The organism is Neorhizobium tunisiense, from assembly GCF_039631515.1.
Classification (GTDB): Bacteria; Pseudomonadota; Alphaproteobacteria; order Rhizobiales; family Rhizobiaceae; genus Neorhizobium.
Genome location: NZ_JBDIUU010000005.1, coordinates 161,377 through 183,487, shown reverse-complemented (window position 1 = coordinate 183,487; position 22,111 = coordinate 161,377). Strand labels below are relative to the sequence as shown.

General features: G+C 62.8%; 19 protein-coding genes. 15 read left to right on the top strand and 4 right to left on the bottom strand.

The features are described 5' to 3' along the window. Nucleotides 1–15: 15 nt before the first annotated feature. The 13 genes from ftsW to ligA all read left to right on the top strand — a co-directional run bounded on the left by ftsW (nucleotide 16) and on the right by ligA (nucleotide 17,290). Nucleotides 16–1,170, top strand: coding sequence for a putative lipid II flippase FtsW (gene ftsW / locus ABCW43_RS19060; protein ID WP_345927291.1), 1,155 nt, complete (start codon nucleotides 16–18; stop codon nucleotides 1,168–1,170). 7 nt (nucleotides 1,171–1,177) lie between these two features. Then, the gene (murG, locus tag ABCW43_RS19055) at nucleotides 1,178–2,302 is read left to right on the top strand and encodes an undecaprenyldiphospho-muramoylpentapeptide beta-N-acetylglucosaminyltransferase (protein ID WP_345927290.1); all 1,125 of its coding nucleotides are present in this window, start codon (nucleotides 1,178–1,180) and stop codon (nucleotides 2,300–2,302) included. Further along, complete coding sequence (murC, locus tag ABCW43_RS19050) at nucleotides 2,299–3,708, top strand: UDP-N-acetylmuramate--L-alanine ligase (protein WP_345927288.1); 1,410 nt, start codon at nucleotides 2,299–2,301, stop codon at nucleotides 3,706–3,708. The genes murG and murC overlap by 4 nt, the downstream gene beginning before the upstream one ends. A gap of 3 nt (nucleotides 3,709–3,711) precedes the next feature. Next, nucleotides 3,712–4,686 (top strand): UDP-N-acetylmuramate dehydrogenase, encoded by a 975-nt coding sequence (gene murB / locus ABCW43_RS19045; protein WP_345927286.1) that lies wholly within the window; start codon nucleotides 3,712–3,714, stop codon nucleotides 4,684–4,686. 275 nt (nucleotides 4,687–4,961) lie between these two features. Beyond that, nucleotides 4,962–5,663 (top strand): aquaporin Z, encoded by a 702-nt coding sequence (gene aqpZ / locus ABCW43_RS19040; RefSeq protein ID WP_345927284.1) that lies wholly within the window; start codon nucleotides 4,962–4,964, stop codon nucleotides 5,661–5,663. Between the two features lie 346 nt (nucleotides 5,664–6,009). Continuing rightward, nucleotides 6,010–6,936 carry a D-alanine--D-alanine ligase gene (locus tag ABCW43_RS19035; RefSeq protein WP_345927282.1) on the top strand — a complete coding sequence of 309 codons (927 nt, stop codon included), beginning with the start codon at nucleotides 6,010–6,012 and terminating at the stop codon, nucleotides 6,934–6,936. After that, nucleotides 6,924–7,856 carry a cell division protein FtsQ/DivIB gene (locus ABCW43_RS19030; RefSeq protein WP_345927280.1) on the top strand — a complete coding sequence of 311 codons (933 nt, stop codon included), beginning with the start codon at nucleotides 6,924–6,926 and terminating at the stop codon, nucleotides 7,854–7,856. Before ABCW43_RS19035 ends, ABCW43_RS19030 begins: the two co-directional genes overlap by 13 nt. After that, nucleotides 7,853–9,184 carry a cell division protein FtsA gene (gene ftsA, locus ABCW43_RS19025; protein WP_345927278.1) on the top strand — a complete coding sequence of 444 codons (1,332 nt, stop codon included), beginning with the start codon at nucleotides 7,853–7,855 and terminating at the stop codon, nucleotides 9,182–9,184. Before ABCW43_RS19030 ends, ftsA begins: the two co-directional genes overlap by 4 nt. Nucleotides 9,185–9,271: 87 nt before the next feature. Continuing rightward, nucleotides 9,272–11,053 carry a cell division protein FtsZ gene (gene ftsZ, locus ABCW43_RS19020; protein WP_345927275.1) on the top strand — a complete coding sequence of 594 codons (1,782 nt, stop codon included), beginning with the start codon at nucleotides 9,272–9,274 and terminating at the stop codon, nucleotides 11,051–11,053. Nucleotides 11,054–11,319: 266 nt separating this feature from the next. Then, on the top strand, nucleotides 11,320–12,276 hold the full coding sequence (gene lpxC / locus ABCW43_RS19015; RefSeq protein WP_345927273.1) for a UDP-3-O-acyl-N-acetylglucosamine deacetylase: 957 nt from the start codon (nucleotides 11,320–11,322) through the stop codon (nucleotides 12,274–12,276). A 241-nt stretch (nucleotides 12,277–12,517) separates the two neighbouring features. Further along, on the top strand, nucleotides 12,518–13,360 hold the full coding sequence (locus ABCW43_RS19010; protein WP_105400782.1) for an outer membrane protein assembly factor BamD: 843 nt from the start codon (nucleotides 12,518–12,520) through the stop codon (nucleotides 13,358–13,360). A gap of 10 nt (nucleotides 13,361–13,370) precedes the next feature. Then, nucleotides 13,371–15,044: a DNA repair protein RecN gene (gene recN / locus ABCW43_RS19005; RefSeq protein ID WP_345927270.1), complete on the top strand. Its 1,674-nt coding sequence runs from the start codon at nucleotides 13,371–13,373 to the stop codon at nucleotides 15,042–15,044. A gap of 89 nt (nucleotides 15,045–15,133) precedes the next feature. Next, on the top strand, nucleotides 15,134–17,290 hold the full coding sequence (gene ligA, locus ABCW43_RS19000) for an NAD-dependent DNA ligase LigA (RefSeq protein ID WP_345927268.1): 2,157 nt from the start codon (nucleotides 15,134–15,136) through the stop codon (nucleotides 17,288–17,290). Between the two features lie 4 nt (nucleotides 17,291–17,294). Here ligA and ABCW43_RS18995 read toward each other — a convergent pair whose 3' ends face one another. Then, nucleotides 17,295–17,834 carry a GNAT family N-acetyltransferase gene (locus ABCW43_RS18995; RefSeq protein ID WP_345927266.1) on the bottom strand — a complete coding sequence of 180 codons (540 nt, stop codon included), beginning with the start codon at nucleotides 17,832–17,834 and terminating at the stop codon, nucleotides 17,295–17,297. A gap of 276 nt (nucleotides 17,835–18,110) precedes the next feature. Here ABCW43_RS18995 and ABCW43_RS18990 point away from each other — a divergent pair, with 276 nt between their 5' ends. Together ABCW43_RS18990 and ABCW43_RS18985 are read left to right on the top strand one after the other, a co-directional pair. Next, nucleotides 18,111–18,701, top strand: a complete 591-nt coding sequence (locus ABCW43_RS18990) for a 3'-5' exonuclease (RefSeq protein WP_345927264.1) — start codon at nucleotides 18,111–18,113, stop codon at nucleotides 18,699–18,701. A gap of 92 nt (nucleotides 18,702–18,793) precedes the next feature. Further along, the gene (locus ABCW43_RS18985) at nucleotides 18,794–19,291 is read left to right on the top strand and encodes a CreA family protein (RefSeq protein ID WP_345927472.1); all 498 of its coding nucleotides are present in this window, start codon (nucleotides 18,794–18,796) and stop codon (nucleotides 19,289–19,291) included. Between the two features lie 6 nt (nucleotides 19,292–19,297). Here the strand turns inward: ABCW43_RS18985 and ABCW43_RS18980 are convergent, their stop codons facing one another. From ABCW43_RS18980 to ABCW43_RS18970, 3 genes are all read right to left on the bottom strand, one after another. Beyond that, nucleotides 19,298–20,956, bottom strand: coding sequence for an FAD-binding dehydrogenase (locus tag ABCW43_RS18980; protein ID WP_345927262.1), 1,659 nt, complete (start codon nucleotides 20,954–20,956; stop codon nucleotides 19,298–19,300). A gap of 159 nt (nucleotides 20,957–21,115) precedes the next feature. Further along, nucleotides 21,116–21,439: a hypothetical protein gene (locus tag ABCW43_RS18975; RefSeq protein WP_345927260.1), complete on the bottom strand. Its 324-nt coding sequence runs from the start codon at nucleotides 21,437–21,439 to the stop codon at nucleotides 21,116–21,118. A gap of 203 nt (nucleotides 21,440–21,642) precedes the next feature. Next, nucleotides 21,643–22,110 (bottom strand): chemotaxis protein CheW, encoded by a 468-nt coding sequence (locus ABCW43_RS18970; protein ID WP_046607492.1) that lies wholly within the window; start codon nucleotides 22,108–22,110, stop codon nucleotides 21,643–21,645. Nucleotide 22,111 lies beyond the last annotated feature (1 nt).

Below are 22,111 nucleotides of genomic sequence, written 5' to 3'. Positions count from 1 at the left end.
AAAGGGGAACGACAGATGGTAAGCCGCGCAGACCGTGGGCCGCTCGCAGACTGGTTCTGGACGATCGACCGTTTCTTCCTCGTCGCCTTCGTGTTGCTGATGGGGGTCGGTTTCATGCTCTCCTTCGCCGCGTCGCCGGCGGTCGCCGAGCGGATCGGCCTCAACAGCTTTCACTTCGTCGAGCGGCACGCGCTGTTCCTGCTGCCGTCGCTGGTGGTGATGGTCGGCCTGTCTTTCCTGACGCCGCGGCAGGTGCGGCGGACCGCGATTGTCCTCCTGATCATCTCGCTGGCGCTGATGGTGCTGGCGCTGTTCTTCGGCGTCGAGGTCAAGGGATCACGGCGCTGGATCGGCGTCGGCATGTTCTCGATCCAGCCTTCGGAATTCATGAAGCCGGCTTTCGTGGTCGTCTGTGCCTGGCTTTTTGCCGAGCACGCGCGGCAGCCGGAAATTCCAGGCAATCTCTTCGCCATTATCCTGTTCGGCATCGTCGCGGCGCTGCTCGTCGCCCAGCCGGACCTTGGCCAGACGATTCTCACCAGCGTCGTCTGGGGCGGCATGTTCTTCATGGCCGGCATGCCCTGGCTGTGGATCGTGCTGCTCGGCGGCGTCGGCGCCGGGGGCATCCTCACCGCCTATTACATGCTGCCGCACGTGACCGCCCGCTTCGACAAATTCCTGACCGGCGAGGGCGACCGTTTCCAGATCGAGACGGCGCATGAAGCGATCCTGCAGGGCGGCTGGTTCGGGCAGGGGCCGGGCGAGGGCATCGTCAAGCGCATCCTGCCGGACAGCCACACGGACTTCGTGTTCTCCGTTGCAGCCGAGGAATTCGGCATTATCTTCTGTATGGCACTTGTGGCGATCTTCGCCTTCATCGTGCTGCGCGGCCTGAACCACGCCTTCAAGGAGCGCAACGACTTCAACCGGTTCGCGGTCGCTGGCCTCGTGCTGCAGATCGGCATGCAGTCGCTCATCAATATCGGCGTCAACCTCGAACTCATGCCGGCCAAGGGCATGACGCTCCCCTTGATCTCCTATGGCGGCTCCTCGATGATCGCGATCTGCATCACTGCAGGTTTCATCCTGGCGCTGACACGCCATCGTCCGGAGAAGCGAGCGCAAGAGCGGAGCCTGTTCCGGGTCGCCCAGGGCGTACCCGCGGAGTAAAAGTCCAATGACCAAGGGCATCATATTGCTTGCCGCCGGGGGGACCGGCGGTCATGTGTTTCCGGCGGAAGCGCTGGGGCACGAACTGAAGAAGCGCGGTTATTCCGTGCATCTCGTCACCGACAGCCGGGCCGAGCGTTATGCCGGCACGTTTCCTGCCGACGAAATCCATGTCGTTCCGTCCGCTACATTCGGATCCAAGAACCCGATCGCGCTCGCCCGCACCGGCTGGAAGCTGTGGACGGGCCTGCGGGCCGCCCGCCGCCTGATCGGCCGTCTGAAGCCGCTCGCCGTCGTCGGCTTCGGCGGTTATCCGACCGTGCCGCCGCTGATGGCCTCTACCGCCATGGGCGTGCCGACGATAATCCACGAACAGAACGCCGTGATGGGCCGCGCCAACAAGGCGCTGGCTGCCAAGGTCCAGGCAATCGCCGGCGGCTTCCTGCCGGAAGGCAGCGGTCCCTATGCGGACAAGACCGTCACGACCGGCAACCCGGTGCGCCCGGCCGTGCTTGCGGCCTCCAATATTCCCTATGTCGCATCCCGGGGCGACGATCCGTTCCGGCTGGTCGTGTTCGGTGGCAGCCAGGGCGCGCAGTTCTTTTCCTCGACCGTACCGACGGCGCTGAGCCTGCTGGACCAGGCCGAACGCGATCGTGTCGTCGTTACCCAGCAGGCGCGTCCGGAAGACAAGGATCGCGTCAGCTCCTGCTTTGCAAAGCTCAAGGCGCCCGCCGATATCTCGTCGTTCTTCTCGGACATGGCCGAACGGCTGGCGACGGCACATCTCGTCATCTGCCGATCCGGCGCCTCGACGGTGTCGGAAATTGCGGTGATCGGCCGGCCGGCCATTCTCGTGCCTTACCCGCATGCTCTGGATCACGACCAGGCCGCCAATGCCGAGGCGCTGGTGGCGACCGGTGGCGCAAAGGTTGTGCAGCAGTCGGAGCTTTCTCCGGAAAAGCTCGCCTCGATCATTTCGGGTGCGATGAAGGATCCGGACAAGCTCGAAAGAATGGCGGCTGCCGCCAAGTCTGCCGGACGGCCGAATGCAACCGGCCAGCTTGCGGATCTGGTCGAGGCAATCGCGGAGCGGAAATCGATTTCGGAATTTAAGGGAGTGCGTGCATGAAGATGCCGAAGGCCATAGGGCTCGTCCATTTCATCGGCATCGGCGGTATCGGCATGAGCGGTATCGCCGAGGTGCTGCATAATCTCGGCCACAAGGTCCAGGGATCCGATCAGGCCGACGGCGCCAATGTGCAGCGCCTGCGCGACAAGGGAATCCCGGTCTTCGTCGGCCATCAGGCCGAGAATATCGGTGATGCCGAGGTGGTCGTCGTCTCGACGGCGATCAAGAAGAACAATCCGGAGCTGATGGCGGCGCGCGAAAAATCGCTGCCGATCGTCCGCCGTGCCGAAATGCTCGCCGAGTTGATGCGCTTCCGCAATGCGATCGCCATCGGCGGCACGCATGGCAAGACCACGACCACCTCGATGGTCGCGGCGCTGCTTGAAGCAGGCAGTCTCGACCCGACCGTCATCAACGGCGGCATCATCAATGCCTACGGCACCAATGCCCGTATGGGCGCGGGTGAATGGATGGTGGTCGAAGCCGACGAATCGGACGGCACTTTCCTGAAACTGCCCGCCGACGTCGCCGTCGTCACCAATATCGATCCCGAACATCTCGACCATTACGGCAATTTCGACGCTGTGCGCGCCGCCTTCCGGCAATTCGTCGAGAACGTGCCGTTCTACGGTTTTGGCGTGCTCTGCCTCGACCATCCGGAAGTGCAGGCGCTGGTCGGCCGCATCGAGGACCGCAAGATCGTCACCTATGGCGAGAATCCCCAGGCGGATGCGCGTTTCTCGAATGTCCGCATGGAAGGCACCAGGTCGATCTTCGACGTGGAAATCCGCCGTCGCCGCACCGGCCGTGTGTTCCAGTTCAAGGATCTTGCGCTGCCAATGCCTGGTCGCCACAACATCTCGAATGCGACGGCCGCGATCGCGGTCGCCAACCGGCTCGGCATTTCGGAAGAGGATATCCGCAAGGGGCTCGCCAATTTCAGCGGCGTCAAGCGGCGCTTCACGCTGACAGGCACCTGGAACGGCGTGTCGATCTTCGACGACTACGGCCACCATCCGGTGGAGATCAAGGCCGTGCTGCGGGCCGCGCGAGAATCGTGCCAGGGCCGCATCATCGCCGTTCACCAGCCGCATCGTTACACGCGCCTGTCGAGCTTGTTCGAGGACTTTGCCAATTGCTTCAACGATGCCGACAGCATCCTCCTGGCGCCGGTCTATGCCGCGGGCGAGGAGCCGATCGAAGGTGCCAATTCGGAAACCCTGGTTTCCCGCATCCGGTCGGGCGGTCATCGCGACGCACGATACATGGAATCGCCGAGCGAACTCGCTTCGATTGTATCGGGCATTGCGAAACCGGGTGATTTCGTGGTTCTTCTGGGGGCAGGTAATATCACGCAATGGGCGGCGGCATTGCCGAAGGAACTGGAAAGCATATCGGGACGATAGGAAATGAAACAGGTGAATGGGGAAAAACTTCTGGCGTCGTTGGGGGATGACGTCAACAAACTGCGCGGAAGGCTGACGCCGGATGCGCCGATGGATCGCGTCACCTGGTTCCAGGCCGGCGGGCTTGCCGAACTGATGTTCCAGCCCCATGACGTCGACGACCTCGTGACCTTCCTGCAGATCCTGCCGGAAGAAGTACCTTTGACGGTAGTCGGCGTCGGTTCAAACCTGCTCGTCCGCGACGGCGGTATTCCGGGCGTCGTTCTACGCCTCTCGGCCAAGGGCTTTGGCGGGGTTGACCTTGTCGGCGAGAACCGGATCAAGGCCGGTGCAATCTGCCCCGACAAGCACATCGCCGCAATGGCGATGGACAATGGCATCGGCGGTTTCGCTTTCTATTACGGCATCCCCGGCTCGATCGGCGGCGCTCTGCGCATGAATGCCGGCGCCAATGGGGGCGAGACGGCCGGGCGCGTCATCGAAGTTCATGCCGTCGACCGCAAGGGCGTTACGCACGTCTTCTCAGGCGCCGAGATGGGCTACAGCTATCGCCATTCCTCGGTTCCGGCGGAGATGATCTTCACCCACGCGGTCTTCGAGGGATATCCCGAGGAGCGCGCGAAGATCCGCGCCGAGATGGATGCCGTGCGTCAGCATCGCGAGACGGTGCAGCCGATCAAGGAAAAGACCGGCGGCTCGACCTTCAAGAACCCGGAAGGCCATTCCGCGTGGAAGCTGATCGACGAAGCGGGTTGCCGCGGGCTGGTCAGCGGCGGCGCACAGATGTCGTCACTGCATTGCAATTTCATGATCAATATCGGCCATGCCAGCGGCTACGACCTGGAATATCTCGGCGAGACCATCCGCCAGCGGGTCTTCGAACATTCCGACATCAAGCTCGAATGGGAAATCAAGCGCCTCGGCATCTTCATGCCTGGCCGCGAGGTGAGACCGTTCCACGGCATGACGAGCGAATGACAGGAGGCCGGCCGGCAGGCTGAGGTAAAAGCATCTTGCGACGCGCCGATCACGCGTTCTCTACGAGAATTTCTGAAACGGAGATCTACGGCTGTTCTCTCGCTTCCTGGTTTCATAAACCGGACCAGAACCGCTGCCGTAATGTGAACATGTTTTTCAGAGCCTGCTTATTCATTGAGCATTCATGAGCGTGTATTGCATAATGATCCTGTCGTGAATGAGATTCGTGCCGAAAACCGGCAGGCTGCCGGGGGGCACAAGCAGGGGGATATCCAATGTTCAAAAAATTAACGGCCGAGTTTTTCGGCACTTTCTGGCTTGTCTTCGGTGGATGCGGCAGCGCGGTTCTGGCTGCTGCATTCCCCGATCTCGGTATCGGTTTCGTCGGCGTTGCGCTCGCGTTCGGCCTGACGGTGCTGACCATGGCTTATGCGGTCGGCGGTATTTCCGGCGGGCACTTCAATCCGGCCGTCTCGGTGGGACTGACGGTGGCGGGCAGGTTCCCGGCATCCAGCCTCCTGGCCTATGTCGTCGCCCAGGTGGTGGGGGCCATTGTCGCGGCCCTGGTTCTTTATCTCATCGCCTCCGGCAAGGCTGGTTTCCAACTTGGCGGCTTTGCGTCCAACGGCTATGGCGAGCATTCGCCCGGCGGCTATTCGTTGATCTCCGCGCTGCTGATCGAACTGGTTCTGACCGGTTTCTTCATCTTCATCATTCTCGGCGCAACCGGGCCGAAGGCGCCGGCCGGGTTTGCTCCGATCGCAATCGGCCTTGCGCTGACGCTGATCCATCTGATCTCGATCCCGGTGACCAACACCTCCGTCAACCCCGCCCGTTCGACCGGTGTGGCGCTGATCGCCGGGGACTGGGCTCTCGGACAGCTTTGGCTTTTCTGGCTTGCGCCGATCGTAGGCGCAATCCTCGGCGCGCTGGCGTGGAAGCTGGTGGACGATTCGGAAGAGCGGGTCGCAGCCTGATCTTCAGAAAACCGGCGCGTTCCGCCGACGTAAAAGAGCCCGCGAAGCCGAATGCTTTGCGGGCTTTTCTGTGTCTCGATCTCAGGAATCGTCTGCCGATTCGAGAGACCCGGCATCATTTTATTGCCGATCCGAATGTTGCCGCAAACCGCGCGTTAACATCCCGCGATTCGATTTTTCCTTTGTTTTCATGCTTTTGGCTGCTCGGGTTAATCAAGGTAAACGGTTTGTTAACTATATTCGGGCACTAATGCAGGCATGCCTAACGTCCGGCGAGAATCGTCAGAGAACAGGTTGGCGCAAGCGCCGTACTAGAGAGTGTAGTCCTTTTTGGCGGGAGTGATTGATGGGCGACAAGCACGTGGCTGTTTTGATGGGAGGATTTTCCTCCGAGCGGCCTGTCAGCCTGTCCTCGGGCTCTGCCTGTGCGGATGCTCTCGAAGGCGAAGGTTACTGCGTCACCCGCGTCGATGTCGGCCGGGATGTCGCGGCCGTTCTCTCTGAGCTTCGGCCGGACGTTGCCTTCAATGCCTTGCACGGACCTTTCGGTGAGGACGGAACGATCCAGGGTATCCTCGAATACCTCGAGATTCCCTACACGCATTCCGGTGTGCTTGCCTCGGCGCTCGCCATGGATAAACACCAGGCCAAGCACGTTGCCAAGGCGTCCGGCATTCCTGTCGCCGAAGCCAAGGCCATGAGCCGCTTCGATATCGGTGGTGTCCATCCGATAAAGCCGCCTTATGTGGTGAAGCCGGTGCGCGAAGGGTCGTCCTTCGGCGTCGTGATCGTCCAGGAGAATCAGTCGCATCCGCCGCAGGTCATCGGCTCGCCCGAATGGCGCTACGGCGACCGTGTCCTGGTCGAACGCTATATCTATGGCCGCGAACTGACCTGCGGCGTGATGGGCGATGTGGCGCTTGGCGTCACTGAAGTGGTGCCTCTCAGTCACGCCTTTTACGATTACGATGCGAAATATGCGGAGGGTGGTTCGAAACACGTCATCCCGGCGCAAATTTCACCGAATATTTACCAAAAGATTCAAACACTAGCGCTCAAGGCGCATCAGGCGATGGGCTGCCGTGGCGTCAGTCGCTCCGACTTTCGCTACGACGACCGCTTCTCCGAGAACGGCGAGGTTATCTGGCTGGAAATCAACACGCAGCCGGGCATGACCCCGACATCGCTGGTGCCCGAAATGGCCGGCCACGCCGGCCACTCGTTTGGTGAACTCGTCCGTTGGATGGTGGAGGACGCTACGTGTTTGCGTTGATCGGCAGAAAGGCGGGTGGACCGCGGGGCCGTTCTCAGGCTCATTATCTCGGTGCCGAAGAGCGCCGGGTGCTTCCGCGTCCGCTGCGCCGGGTGTTTCGCTTCTGTGTGAGCCTCGCCACTGGCCGCATCCATATCCCGGCCCATACCGGAACCGTTTCGGCCATCGGCTTCTTCGCTGCGGTCGGCCTCTACGGCATGTCGCTCGGCGGCCATGGCCAGGCGGTCGCGCAGGCGACGACGGCGGCTGTCGGCTTTGCGATCGAGGACGTCCGCGTCTCGGGCAATGACCAGACGTCGGAAATCGACATCCTGCAGCTTCTCGGCCTCGACGGGACGACGTCCCTTGTCGCCCTCGACATCGATTCCGCCCGCCGCAAGCTCTCGGCGCTTCCCTGGGTCCAGTATGCGGAAGTCCGCAAGATCTATCCGAAGACGATCGAGGTGATGCTGAAGGAGCGTCAGGCCTTCGGCATCTGGCAGCATGGTTCCGAGCTCTCGCTGATCGAAAAGAACGGCAGCGTGATCGCGCCGCTGCGTGACAACAAGTTCGCCTCTCTGCCGCTCTTTGTCGGCCGCGATGCCGAGACGGCCGCATCCTCCTTCGAGGATGCCATGTCCGGCTGGCCGGAGCTGAAAAATCGTGTGAAGGCCTATGTCCGCATCGCCGGTCGCCGCTGGGATCTGCATCTCGACAACGGCGTCGTGCTGAAGCTGCCGGAAGCCAATGTCGCCAAGGCGCTGCGCGTGCTCGGGCGGCTCGAAAGGGAGCAGGGCCTACTGGAACGCGATGTTGCCGCCGTCGATCTGAGGCTTGAGGATCGTACCACCATTCAGCTCACTCCCGGTGCCATGGATCGCCGCAAGGAGGCGCTCGATGCGCGCACTAAGGCCCTGAAGAAACTGGGAGAGCAGTCTTGAGCGTATTCGGTTCTTCTCATTTCGGCCTGCCGCGCATGAAGCCGCTGTCTTCCAAGCGCAGTCACGTCGTTTCGGTCCTGGATATCGGCTCGACCAAGGTGGTCTGCATGATCGCCCGGTTGACGCCGCGCCAGGAAAGCCAGGTTCTGCCGGGCCGTACCCACAATATCGAGATCATCGGCATCGGCCACCAGCGTTCGCGCGGCGTAAAGTCCGGTGTGATCGGCGATCTCGATGCCGCCGAAAACGTCGTGCGCCTGGCGGTCGATGCCGCCGAACGTATGGCGGGGCTTACCGTCGACAGCCTGATCGTCAACGTCTCGGCCGGCCGCATCACCAGCGACGTCTATACCGCGACGATCGATCTCGGCGGCCAGGAAGTCGAAGAAGCCGACCTCAAGAAGGTTTTGGTGGCGGCAAGCCAGCAGTCGCTGCGCCAGGATCGTGCCATCCTCCACTCGCTTCCGACCGGTTTCTCGCTCGACGGCGAGCGCGGCATCCGCGATCCGCTGGCGATGTTCGGTGACACACTCGGTGTCGACATGCATGTCGTGGCCGCCGAGCGCGCCACGCTGAAGAACCTCGAGCTCTGCGTCAACCGTGCGCATCTCTCGGTCGAAGGCATGGTCGCAACGCCTTATGCCAGCGGCCTTGCAGCCCTCGTCGACGACGAAGTCGAACTCGGCTGCGCTGCGATCGACATGGGTGGCGGCACGACGACGATCTCGGTCTTTGCCGAGGGCAAGCTCGTCCATACGGATGCGATCAGCCTTGGCGGTCATCACGTGACCACCGACCTTGCCCGCGGGCTTTCGACCCGCATCGAGGATGCCGAGCGCATGAAGGTCGTGCACGGTTCGGCGCTCGCCAACGGTGGCGACGAACGGGATGTGATCTCCGTTCCGCCGATCGGCGAGGACGATCGCGACCAGCCGACCCAGGTGCCTCGTTCTCTAGTCACCCGCATCGTGCAGGCGCGCATCGAAGAGACGCTCGAACTGATCCGCGACCGCATCCAGAAGTCGGGTTTCAGCCCGATCGTCGGCAAGCGCGTCGTGCTGACCGGTGGCGCCAGCCAGCTCACCGGTCTTTCGGAGACGGCGCGCCGCATCCTGGCGCGCAATGTCCGCATCGGCCGTCCGATGGGCGTCTCCGGCCTGCCGACGGCCGCCAAGGGACCGGCCTTTTCGACGGCAGTCGGGTTGATGATCTATCCGCAGGTCGCGGATCTTGAAACACACGCTTCGCAGAGCGGTCTGATGGCCTCGCTGGGAAGCGGGAATGGCCGCTTGGCCCGCGTGGGGCAGTGGTTGAAGGAAAGTTTTTGATGTGAGGGCTTCGCCCGCCCGCATCGGAGCAGAGTTGTAATGAATTGGCCGGCGGCGATGCGGCCAGAAAAAGAAGGAACTGGTGCAATGACCATCAAGCTGCAGAAGCCTGATATCACCGAACTGAAGCCGCGGATCACCGTGTTTGGCGTCGGTGGCGGCGGCGGCAATGCCGTCAACAACATGATCACTGCCGGCCTCGAAGGCGTCGATTTCGTCGTCGCCAATACCGATGCCCAGGCGCTGACCATGACCAAGGCCGAGCGCATCATCCAGATGGGTGCCCGGGTTACCGAAGGTCTCGGCGCCGGTTCGCAGCCGGAAGTCGGCCGCGCCGCCGCGGAAGAATGCCTCGACGAAATCGTCGACCACCTGCACGGCACCCATATGTGCTTCGTCACCGCCGGCATGGGCGGCGGCACCGGCACGGGTGCTGCCCCGGTCGTCGCACAGGCCGCCCGCTCCAAGGGCATCTTGACCGTCGGCGTCGTCACCAAGCCGTTCCACTTCGAAGGCCAGCGCCGCATGCGACTTGCCGAATCCGGCATCCAGGAACTGCAGAAGTCGGTCGACACGCTGATCGTCATCCCGAACCAGAACCTCTTCCGCATCGCCAACGACAAGACCACCTTCGCCGACGCGTTCGCGATGGCCGATCAGGTTCTCTATTCGGGCGTCGCCTGCATCACCGACCTGATGGTCAAGGAAGGCCTGATCAACCTCGACTTCGCCGACGTCCGTTCGGTGATGCGCGAGATGGGCCGCGCGATGATGGGTACCGGCGAAGCGTCCGGCCCGGGCCGCGCCATGCAGGCCGCAGAAGCCGCGATCGCCAATCCGCTGCTCGACGAAACTTCGATGAAGGGCGCTCAGGGCCTGCTGATCTCGATCACCGGCGGCCGTGACCTGACGCTGTTCGAAGTCGACGAAGCCGCGACCCGCATCCGCGAGGAAGTCGATCCGGACGCCAACATCATCCTCGGCGCGACCTTCGACGAAGCGCTCGAAGGCCTGATCCGCGTGTCGGTCGTGGCGACCGGCATCGATCGCGCCGCCGGCGCCGTCGACATCCGCGCCGCCGAAATGCGTGCCGCTGCAAAGCCGATCATCCGCCCGTCGGCCGCCATCGCTCCGGCTCCGGTTGCCGCTCAGCCGGCTCCGGTCATGCAGGCAGCTCCGGCTCCGAAGCCGGTCGTCGACCCGATCGCCGAGACGATCCGCATGGCGGAAGCCGAGATGGAACGCGAACTGGCGATTGCAGAACCGCAGCAGCAGTATGCGGCACCGGCACCCCAGCCGGTCGCTCCGCAGCCGGTCATGCATCAGCAGGAAGAGTTCCGTCCGCAGAGCCGCATCTTCGGTGCGGCTCCGGCCGAGGCTCCCGCACCGGTCATGAGCCGCCCGGCTCCGGCCCCGCAGCCGGCCCCGGTTCATCATCACGTGCAGCAGCCCGCTCCGGCGATGAGCCAGCCGGCTCCGCGCCCGGCGCAGCCGGTCTACCGCGAGCCGATGTCGCAGGTGGTCGAACCGGTTCGCATGCCGAAGGTCGAGGATTTCCCGCCGGTCGTGAAGGCCGAAATGGATCGTCGCGCCCAGCCGGTGCAACATGTGCAGGAAGAACGTGGCCCGATGGGTCTCCTGAAGCGGATCACCAACTCGCTCGGCCGCCGCGAAGAGGAAGAGCCTGCTCACGTCGAGCCGGCCGCACCGGCTCCGGCCTCCCAGCAGCGTCGTCCGCTGTCGGCCGAGGCAAGCCTCTACGCGCCGCGGCGCGGCAATCTTGACGATCATGGACGTGCGGTTCCGCAGGCTCATCACGAGGAAGACCAGCTCGAAATTCCGGCCTTCCTGCGTCGCCAATCCAACTGATCTGGCGAACTGATAAAGACGGTCACGAAATGTGAAGAAGGCCCGGATCACGCATCCGGGCCTTCGCTCGTTTTATCAATCAAGACGCAGAGTTAACAACGTAACAATCCGAAATGAACAGTGATTTGGATTGTGCCAAACGGCTGCGTATGAAAGACGCTAAGACACGCCAAAAGAGATCGACCGATTCAGGCGATCGGTCCCAGGGCGCTCAAGAATATCGGATCTTTTTCCTTTACGGATCCGGCGAAAAGAAGGCAGCAGGAATGACTATCGGACTGTTCGGTTTCCAGACCACCATCGCCTCCCCGGTAACCCTGAAGGGCATTGGCGTTCATTCCGGAGCCCCCGTCAGCCTTACTTTTCAGCCTGCCGAAGCCGGCACCGGCGTGATCTTCACGCGTCTTCTGGATGACGGCAGCTCGGTCGAATACCGCGCCGTCTCCTCCCAGGTCGGCAATACCGATCTCTGCACCGTTCTCGGCACCTCGCTTTCCCGCTCCGTCGCGACGATCGAACACGTGATGGCCGCGCTCTACGCGCTCGGCGTCGACAATGTCATGGTCGAAGTCGACAGCGGTGAAATGCCGATCATGGACGGCAGCTCTTTTCCCTTCATCGAAGCGATCGAGCAGGTCGGCATCGTCGATCTCGGCATCAAGCGCCGCTATATCCGTGTCCTGAAGCCGGTCCGCATCGATAACGGTGCTTCCTGGTCGGAGTTCCGCCCCTATGACGGCACGCGTTTCGAAGTCGAGATCGATTTCGCTTCGCCGCTGATCGGCCGCCAGAGCTGGAAGGGTGACCTGACGCCTGAGACCTTCAAGCAGGAACTCTCGCGGGCCCGCACCTTCGGTTTCATGCGCGACGTGGAGCGTCTCTGGGCTGCCGGTTACGCACTCGGTTCCTCGCTCGAAAACTCGGTGGTCATCTCCGACGACGACTCGATCGTCAATGTCGAAGGCCTTCGTTACAAGGATGAATTCGTCCGTCACAAGACGCTCGACGCCGTCGGCGACCTGGCGCTTGCCGGCGCCCAGTTCATCGGCTGCTACCGCTCCTATCGCGGCGGCCACAAGATGAATGCCAACGCATTGAAGGCGCTGATGAGCGATCCGACGGCTTATGAGGTCGTCGAGGCTCCGTCGTCGCGCGCGGCCCGCGTGCGGGCACGGGAGTTCGTACCGGTCAACGTGCCGGAACTGGCGTCCTGGTTTGCCTGATAAAGTTGACCCAGTCGACTCGGCCGCTTCTCCGGAAGCGGCCTTTTTCTTTTTGGGAGACCGGTTCCGGATTTAACCTTGAAATGCCGTATTGCTGCGGCGTGCCACAAAAATGCATTAATGCCACAGCATTGCGTTGCTCTCCCTTTGCTTTTATGGCTAGAACGGCCTGCTTGGCAGCGGGCTTCTCAGGCGCGGGACGATCAGGAATTGTCGAATGAACCATGTAAGGTCTGTTGGAATGCGTAAGACGGCAAGAGTAGCGCTTGTGTCGCTGGTGCTGGCCGGCGCCGGCTTTGGCATGACCGCCTGCCAATCGGATCCCGATATCGACATCACCAAGCTCGGTCTCGAAACGGACGCGCCGGAGACGCTCTACAACCAGGGTCTCGCCAACATGAAGGCCGGCAACCTTGCCGAAGCGGGCCGCAAGTTCGATTCGATCGACCGCCAGAATCCCTTCACCGAATGGGGCCGCAAGGCGCTCGTCATGAGCACATTCACCAAGTACCGGCTCGGCCGCAACGACGAGGCGGTCGCCACCGGCAACCGCTACATGAGCCAGTATCCGCAATCGCAGGATTCGGCCTATGTCCAGTATCTCGTCGGTCTCGCTTACTCCAAGCAGATCGCCGACGTGACCCAGGACCAGCGCGCTGCGGTGCGCACCATCGATGCGATGAACAAGGTCGTGACCAATTATCCGACCTCGGAATATGTCGAGGATGCGCAGGCGAAGATTCGCTTTGCGCGCGACCAACTCGCCGGCAAGGAAATGCAGATCGGCCGCTACTACCTGGAGCGCAAGGAATATCTTGCCGCGATCCAGCGTTTTCGCAACGTGGTCGAGCAGTACCCGAACACAAACCAGGTGGAAGAGGCGCTGGCGCGCCTGACCGAAGCCTACTATGCGATGGGCATCACCGAAGAGGCGCAGACCGCTGCCGCCGTCCTCGGGCGCAATTATCCCGACAGCCAGTGGTATGCCGATTCCTTCAAGCTGCTGAAGGGCAACGGCGTCGAACCCCGCGAAAATCGCGGTTCGTGGATTTCCCGCGCCGGGGCCAAGCTGATCGGCGCTTAAGGTCTGAGACATGCTGATCCAGTTATCGATCCGCGATATCGTTCTGATCGAGCGGCTGGATCTTGCCTTCGAGACCGGCCTTTCGGTGCTGACCGGCGAAACCGGCGCCGGCAAATCGATCCTTCTCGATAGTCTTTCGCTGGCGCTCGGCGGCCGCGGTGACGGCGACCTGGTGCGCCATGGCGAGGACAAGGGCCAAGTGACGGCCGTCTTCGACGTGTCCGGCAGCCACGGCGCCCGAAAACTCCTGCGCGACAACGGCATCGACGACGACGGCGACCTGATCTTCCGCCGCATCCAGTCGGCCGACGGGCGCACCCGCGCTTCTATCAACGACCAGCCGGTCAGCGTGCAGCTGATGCGCCAGGCCGGCCAGCTGCTCGTCGAGATCCACGGGCAGCACGACGACCGGGCGCTGATCGACACGGACGCCCATCGCACGCTGCTCGACGCCTTCACCGGCCTCGGTGACGAGGTGCTGCAGCTGTCCACCCTTTATCGCTCGTGGCGGGACGCCGAGCGGGCCTTCAAGACCCATCGCGCCAAGGTCGAGGCCGCCGCCCGTGAAGCAGACTATATCCGCGCCTCGGTGGAAGAACTCGAAGCGCTTTCGCCGCGTGACGGCGAAGAGGACGGGCTCGCCGAACAGCGCTCGCGGATGCAGAAATCCGAACGGATCGCCGGCGACATTTCCGAGGCGTCGGAATTCCTCAACGGCAATGCATCGCCCGTGCCGCTGATCGCCTCGCTGGTGCGGCGCCTGGAGCGCAAGAGCCACGAGGCGCCGGGCCTGCTCGAAGAAACCGTCGAGCTCCTCGACCAGGCGCTCAACTATCTCTCCAATGCCCAGATGGAAGTCGAGGCGGCGCTGAGGCGCACCGAATTCGACCCGCGCGAACTGGAGCGGGTCGAGGAGCGGTTGTTTGCGCTCAGGGCCGCAGGCCGTAAATATTCGATCCCGGTCGCCGACCTGCCGGCGCTTGCCGAAAAGATGATATCGGACCTTGCCGATCTCGATGCGGGTGAGGAGAAGCTCGCCGAGCTGGAAAAGCTGACCGCCGCTGCCAAGGCCGCATACGATCATGCCGCCGCCATCCTGTCAGAGAAGCGCCGGCATGGCGCCGAGGCGCTGGCCGAAGCCGTGATGGCCGAACTGCCGGCTCTGAAGCTCGAACGGGCCCGCTTCATGGTCGACGTCGCGAGCGATCCGGAAGCGGCGAGCGCCGAGGGCATCGATACCGTCGAGTTCCACGTCCAGACCAATCCCGGCACGCGTCCCGGCCCGATCATGAAGGTCGCGTCGGGCGGCGAACTGTCGCGTTTCCTTCTGGCGCTCAAGGTGGCGCTCGCCGACCGAGGCTCGGCCCCGACGCTGGTCTTCGACGAAATCGATACCGGTGTCGGCGGCGCGGTGGCCGACGCGATCGGCCAGCGGCTGAAACGGCTCTCGGACAAGGTGCAGGTGCTCTCCGTCACCCACGCGCCGCAGGTGGCCGCCCGTGCGGCAACGCATCTCCTGATCTCCAAGGGTCCGGCCGGCGAGGGCACCGACAAGATCGCCACCCGCGTCGCCACCATGGAGCCGGAACACCGCACCGAAGAGATCGCCCGCATGCTCGCCGGCGCATCGGTGACCGACGAGGCGAGGGCGGCGGCCAAGCGGCTGCTGGCTGGCGGCGGGTAGACTCATCCTCCGAGACCCTCCATCCGCTCTTCCCATCGGTAAATTTTGCGCTACAAAACGACTCCTCGCTACCCGAGGAGTAGACCCGCATGCCCGCCGAACAGACGCCCGTCGAAAACCTGACCGAAGAACAGGCCGCAGCCGAGCTCGCCTATCTGGCGGCGGAGATTGCCCGTAATGACGAGCTCTATCACGGCCACGACGCGCCGCGGATTTCGGATGCGGATTACGACGCGCTGAAACGGCGCAACGATGCGATCGAGAAGCGGTTCCCGCAGCTGATCCGCGCCGACAGCCCCTCTATCCGTGTCGGCGCAGCACCCCTGCCGACGTTTGCGGCGATCACCCATTCGCGGCCGATGCTGTCGCTCGACAATACCTTTTCCGACGAAGACGTGCGCGACTTCGTCTCCTCCGTCTACCGCTTCCTCGGCCAGCTTCCCGATGGTTCGATCGCGTTTACGGCCGAGCCGAAGATCGACGGACTCTCCATGTCGATCCGCTACGAGAACGGCCGGCTGGTGAATGCCGCAACCCGCGGCGACGGCACGACCGGCGAGAACGTCACCGAAAACATCAAGACCATCAAGGAAATCCCCAATCGTCTGCCGGCCGGCGTGCCCGATATCGTCGAGGTGCGCGGCGAGGTTTATATGACGAAGAGCGACTTCCTGGCGCTCAACGAGAAGATGGCGGCGGAAGGCAAGCAGACCTATGTCAACCCGCGCAACACGGCCGCGGGGTCGCTGCGCCAGCTCGACGCCAAGGTCACTGCCAGCCGCAACCTGCAATTCTTCGCCTATGCCTGGGGCGAGATGTCGGAAATGCCGGCCGATACCCAGATGGGCATGGTCGAAAAATTCAGGGAATGGGGTTTTCCGGTCAACCCGCTGATGAAACGACTTCATGCGGTCGAAGACATCATCGCCCATTACAACGAGATCGGCCTCAAGCGCCCGGACCTCGACTACGAGATCGACGGCGTCGTCTACAAGGTCGACAGGCTCGACCTGCAGGCGCGGCTCGGTTTTCGCTCGCGATCGCCACGCTGGGCGACGGCCCATAAATTCCCGGCGGAACAGGCCTTTACCCATGTGGAGCGCATCGACATCCAGGTCGGCCGCACCGGCGCGCTGACGCCGGTCGCACGGCTGACGCCGGTCACCGTCGGCGGGGTGGTCGTTACCAATGCGACGCTGCACAACGAGGATTATATCAAGGGCCTGGGCAATTCCGGCGAGCCGATCCGCCAGCCCGACCACGATATCCGGGTCGGCGATACCGTCATCGTCCAGCGGGCAGGGGATGTCATCCCCCAGGTGCTCGACGTGGTGATGGAGAAGCGCCCTCAGGAAGCCGTGCCTTACGAATTTCCCAAGAAATGCCCCGTCTGCGGCAGCCATGCGGTGCGGGAGCGCAACGAAAAGACTGGCAAGCTCGATTCGGTCACCCGCTGCACCGGCGGTTTCGTCTGCCGGGCGCAGGCGACCGAACATTTGAAGCATTTCGTCTCGCGCAATGCCTTCGATATCGAAGGTCTCGGGTCCAAGCAGATCGATTTCTTCTTCCAGGCGGAAGACGAGGCACTGAAGATCCGCACCGCGCCGGATATTTTTACGCTGAAGCGGCGGCAGGAGGGATCGGCGCTCACCAAGCTTGAGAATATCGAAGGCTTCGGCAAGGTCAGCGTCAAGAAACTCTTCGATGCGATCGATGAGCGGCGCGAGATCGCGCTCCACCGCTTCATCTATGCGCTCGGCATCCGCCACGTGGGCGAGACCACCGCCAAGCTCTTGGCGCGCGCCTACGGCACCTACGAGGCCTTTGCCAAGGCCATGGACGATGCAGCCGACCTTTCCGGAGACGCCTGGGACGATCTCAACAATATCGAGGGCATCGGCGAGATCATGGCGCGGGCCATCGTCGAGTTCTTCAAGGAGCCGCGCAATGTCGAAGTCATCACCCGGCTTCGCGAAGAGGTAACGCCGCAGGCTGCCGAACAGATCGCCGCGAGCAATAGCGTGGTTGCCGGCAAGACGGTCGTCTTCACCGGCTCGCTCGAAAAATTCACCCGCGACGAAGCCAAGGCGCGGGCGGAAAGCCTTGGCGCCAAGGTGGCCGGGTCGGTCTCCAAGAAGACGGATTATGTGGTCGCCGGCCCGGGCGCCGGCTCCAAGCTCGACAAGGCGAGGGAGCTCGGCGTCCAGGTGATGGACGAGGATGAATGGCTGGCCTTTATCGGGTGACCGGTTAGAGCCTGAACCGCGCCATCGCATAGGCATCGACATATTCGCCGTCGCGGAAGGCGAATTGCTTGAAATGGCCTTCCTTCACGAAGCCGTTCCGCTCGTAGAGGCGGATCGCCGTTTCGTTGTCGGTATAGACCGTCAGCTCGATTCGCTTCAGGTCCAGCCACCGGTCGCCGATGGCGAGGATCTCGCCGATCAGGGCGCGACCGATTCCGCGGCCGGTATAGGCGTCGTGGACGCCCATGCCGATACTTCCGGCATAGGCCCGGCGATTTGCATAGCGGGTCATACCGACGTCGCCGACGATCCTGTCCTTGAGGACCGCGACCAGTGAGATAGAATTGGCGGATTGGTTCTCGATGCCCTTGCGGATTTCTTCCGGGCTGTGGTGCGGCGTTCTGAGGGTGCCCCGACGGTAACCGGGCATATTGTGCAAGGCGGTAATGGCCGGCGCATCCGCCGGCGTGCGGGCGCGGATCGACAGGCCTTCAGGCCATCGTGCATCGGGGTCCAGCGGTGGAGGGATATCGAACTCGATCATGCTTGCTCTCCTTGGTTCTTCACCGAGGCAGAGCGGAAATACCGAACCCTGCCGTCGGCAGGGTTGGTGGACGGATGACCGGTTAACGCGCCAAAACCGCCACGCACCCTGCGGGGTGAATGGTCACGGTAAGATGCATGTGGGCGGCGAAACGGGTCATGGTGGCGAAGGTCTCAAACAAGCGCCAAGGCGTCAAGAGGGTGAAAGCGCTCGCTGTCTTTGCCGAATCGAATTCCCGCCTGTAGAAGTTCTCCAACCTTCACCCGGAACTCGCCCTTGAAAACCATCGCCATCGATTTCGAAACCGCCAACGAGCAGCGCGGCAGCGCCTGTTCGGTCGGGCTTGCCTGGCTGGAGGGCGACGAGGTGGTGCGGGTGGAGGAACGGCTGATCCGCCCGAAGGACATGCGGTTTTCCTCCTTCAACGTCGCGATCCATGGCATCCGGCCGGAACATGTCGAAGATGCCGGCGAGTTTCCCGAGGTGATGGACGAGTTCGCCGACGATTTTCGCGGTGCGACGATGATCGCCCATAACGCGGCGTTCGATTTCAGCGTCTGGCGGGCCTGCCTCGATGCCTATCGGCAGAGTTATCCGGAGCTCTCCTATCTCTGCAGCGTAAAAATGTCGCAGAAGGTCTGGCCGCATCTCGGGTCGCACAAGCTCAACGTCCTTGCCCAGCATCTCGGCCTCAGGTTCGCCCATCACAATGCCGCCGAAGACGCGGCCGTCTGCGCGCGGGCGACGGTCGCGATCGCCAAATCGCTTGCCGTACCGCATGTCCGCGACATTCCGGCGGCGATCGGCATGAAGGTCGGGCGGCTGTTTTCAGGCGGTTATGCCCCCTGCACCTGCCGGCTCAAATAAGAGTTGCCGCGCTTCCGCTTGTTTCCGCTCCGGCAATCCTTATCTCAGATCACGGATCGTTTACCGGAGCAGAAGTCCCCATGACGCAACCCATGAGCCGCCTTGCCTGCCTTGCATCTGCCGCAGCCATTTCACTCGGCGCGCTTGTCCTTCCCGCCTCCGCCGAAGTGGTCGGCGAGGTCGGCGTCGACTGGATCGGCAACGACATCATCGTCGAGGCGGTCGCCGATCCGCAGGTGAAGGGCGTTACCTGCCATGTGACCTATTTCGAGCGCGGCATCATCGACCGGCTGAAGAACGGCAACTGGTTCGAGGACCCGTCCAACAATTCGATCGCCTGCCGCCAGACAGGCCCCATCGAGATCGGCAATATCGATCTTTCCAAGGACGGCGACGAGGTGTTTCGCGAAGGCATGTCGCTGATCTGGAAGTCGCTGGTCGTCAACCGCATCTACGACAAGGCCAACGATACGCTGATCTACCTGGTTCACACGCGCGAGCTCACCGACGGCTCGGCCAAGATGGCGATCTCGACCATCCCGCTCTACAACCAGAACGTCACCTGGAAGAACGGCAAGCCCAAGCCGTAATCGGGCTCAGGCGAGGGCGGCGGCCGCCGCCCGGCCGGCATTGCGGCCGGAAAACAGGCATCCGCCGAGAAAGGTGCCTTCCAGCGCCCGATACCCGTGCATGCCGCCGCCGCCGAAACCAGCGGCCTCGCCGACGGCATAAAGCCCGAGGATGGCTTCTCCGTTCTCTCCGAGCACGCGGGCCGAGAGGTCGGTCTCGATCCCGCCCAGTGTCTTGCGCGTCAGGATATTCAGCCTTACCGCAATCAGCGGTCCATGTGCCGGATCGAGAATGCGATGCGGTTTTGCGGTCCGCACCAGCTTTTCTCCAAGTGAGCGGCGGGCATTGTGGATGCCCATGATCTGCGCGTCCTTGGCAAAGGGATTGGCCACCTGGCCGTCGCGGGCCGATATCTCGCGCTCGATCTGGGCGAGGTTCAGAAGATTGCTGCCGACAAGCCGGTTCATGCCGGCCACCAACTCGCCAAGGTTCTCGGCGATCACGAAATCCTCGCCATGTTCCTTGAAGGCCTCGACCGGCCCGGTCGCCTTCCTGCCGATCGCCCGTTTCGCCGTCAGCTTCCAGTCGCGACCGGTCAGGTCCGGGTTCTGTTCGGAGCCGGAGAGCGCAAATTCCTTGCGGATGATGCTCTGGTTCAACACGAACCAGCTATGGTCGTAGCCGGTCGCCATGAGATGCTGGAGCGTGCCGAGCGTATCGTAGCCGGGATAAAAAGGGGCGGGCAGGCGCTTGCCCGTCGCGTCGAACCATAAAGAGGAGGGGCCGGGCAGGATGCGGATGCCATGGTTTTGCCAGATCGGGTTCCAGTTTCTCAGGCCTTCCGTGTAGTGCCACATGCGGTCGCGGTTGATCACCTGCCCGCCGGCTGCCCGGGTAATGCCGATCATCCGGCCGTCCACGTGCTTCGGCACGCCGGAGACCATGAAGGCTGGCGGTCGCCCGAGCCTTGCCGGCCACATCTGTCGCACGAGATCCTGGTTGCCGCCGATGCCGCCGGAAGCGACGATGACGATCGGCGCATTGAGCTCGAAGTCACCGGCCGGTGTCCTGGAGGTTTCCTCGCCGCGCAGCGCCGTGCTCGCCGCAAGGACCGTGCCGGCGACCCCTGTCACGGCACTGCCGGTCTTGACTAGGTTATCGACGCGGTGCCGCCAGAGAAAGCGGACCCTGCCGCTTTTTTCCGCCTCGCGCGCCCGTCGCTCGAACGGTTCGACGACACCGGGGCCTGTGCCCCAGGTGGTGTGGAACCGCGGCACGGAATTGCCATGCGAGGTCGCCGAGCCGCCGCCGCGTTCCGCCCAGCCGACGATCGGAAAGATGCGATGGCCCATCTGCCTGAGCCAGGAGCGTTTTTCGCCGGCGGCGAACGCCACGTAGGCTTCCGCCCAAAGGCGCGGCCAGTGGTCTTCCTCGCGGTCGAAACCGGCGGTGCCGAGCCAGTCCTGCCAGGCGAGTTCGAGCGAATCGCGGATGCCCATCCGCCGCTGCTCGGGAGAATCGACGAGGAACAGCCCGCCGAGCGACCAGAAGGCCTGGCCGCCGAGGTTCTGTTCCGGTTCCTGGTCGAGGATGAGGACGGAGCGGCCGGCATCTGCAAGTTCGGTCGCGGCAACGAGGCCCGAAAGCCCTGCGCCCACCACGATGGCGTCAACTCTGTCGCTCAAGCGCGCTCCTCCCAAAGCGTGGGACGCAAGCCATGTTGCATCCCGTCGACGAATACAGTCATGCGGTGTGGCTGAGGTCAACAGGATGGCCGGCAAAACGACAGAACCGGGCTCGGCAAGCGAACCCGGTTTTGAAATCCGTGGGGAATGGTGGACGAATCAGCGGACGTAGACGATCCGGCTGCCATCTGCGGCGGTGTCGATCGCCACGACGTTGTTGAGTTCGACCTTGTGGCTCAGAAGATCGGCGCGCAGCGCGCGGTCGGTCTTCACTTCGTTCTGCGCCTTCTGGATGGTGGCCTGATCCGGGTGGATGAAGGCGTCCGGAACGTCCAGCCGCTTTGCGCTGTTATCGATTTCCGGGTCGGTGTAGACGATGGCGACGTCGCCAGCGGGTTTTGCCGTCATGCCCATATCGCGGGCATAGGCGGTTCCCACCGTGGCGGCGGACATCAGGACTGCGAGAGCAAAAGCCTTGTTCATGGTCGTTCTCCTATCTTGGGTAAACCAGCCGAGGGGCGTTTGAGGCGTCGGTTGGGCGTTTTGCGACGGGAGAACGTGGTCCCGGTTCCCCGGTTCCGTTTAAAATTGTTACAAATAGGCAATGATTACAATAAGTTAATCTCCCGTCACATCTGCGTGTAACGGGAGATCAGGACACAGTTTCGAACTTTTTGCGCCGCAGATTACGCGGCTTCGCGCGCGAGTTCGTCGGCGATGACGGTGTCGAGGTTCAGGAAGCAGACCATGGTCTTTTCGAGCGCGACGATGCCGCGGCAGAAGGCGCGCTGGGCTTCCGGGATGATTTCCGGGGCCGGCTGCAGGTCTTCCCCACGGATGGTCATCATGTCGGAAACCTGTTCGACCAGCAGGCCGACCAGCTTGCCGGCGATGTCGGTGACGATGATCGCGGAGCGTTCCGACGGTTCGGTCATCTTCATGCCGAGACGGCAGGCCATGTCGATGACCGGGATTACCGCGCCGCGCAGGTTGATGAGGCCGAGCACGTAAGGCGGCGTGTGCGGCATCGGCGTCACCGGCGCCCAGCCGCGGATTTCGCGGATCGCCATGATGTCGATGCAGAATTCCTGGTCTCCGAGATGGAAGGAGACGATTTCAAGGTAGGCGCCGGACTGCTTGATGGCATTGCTCATG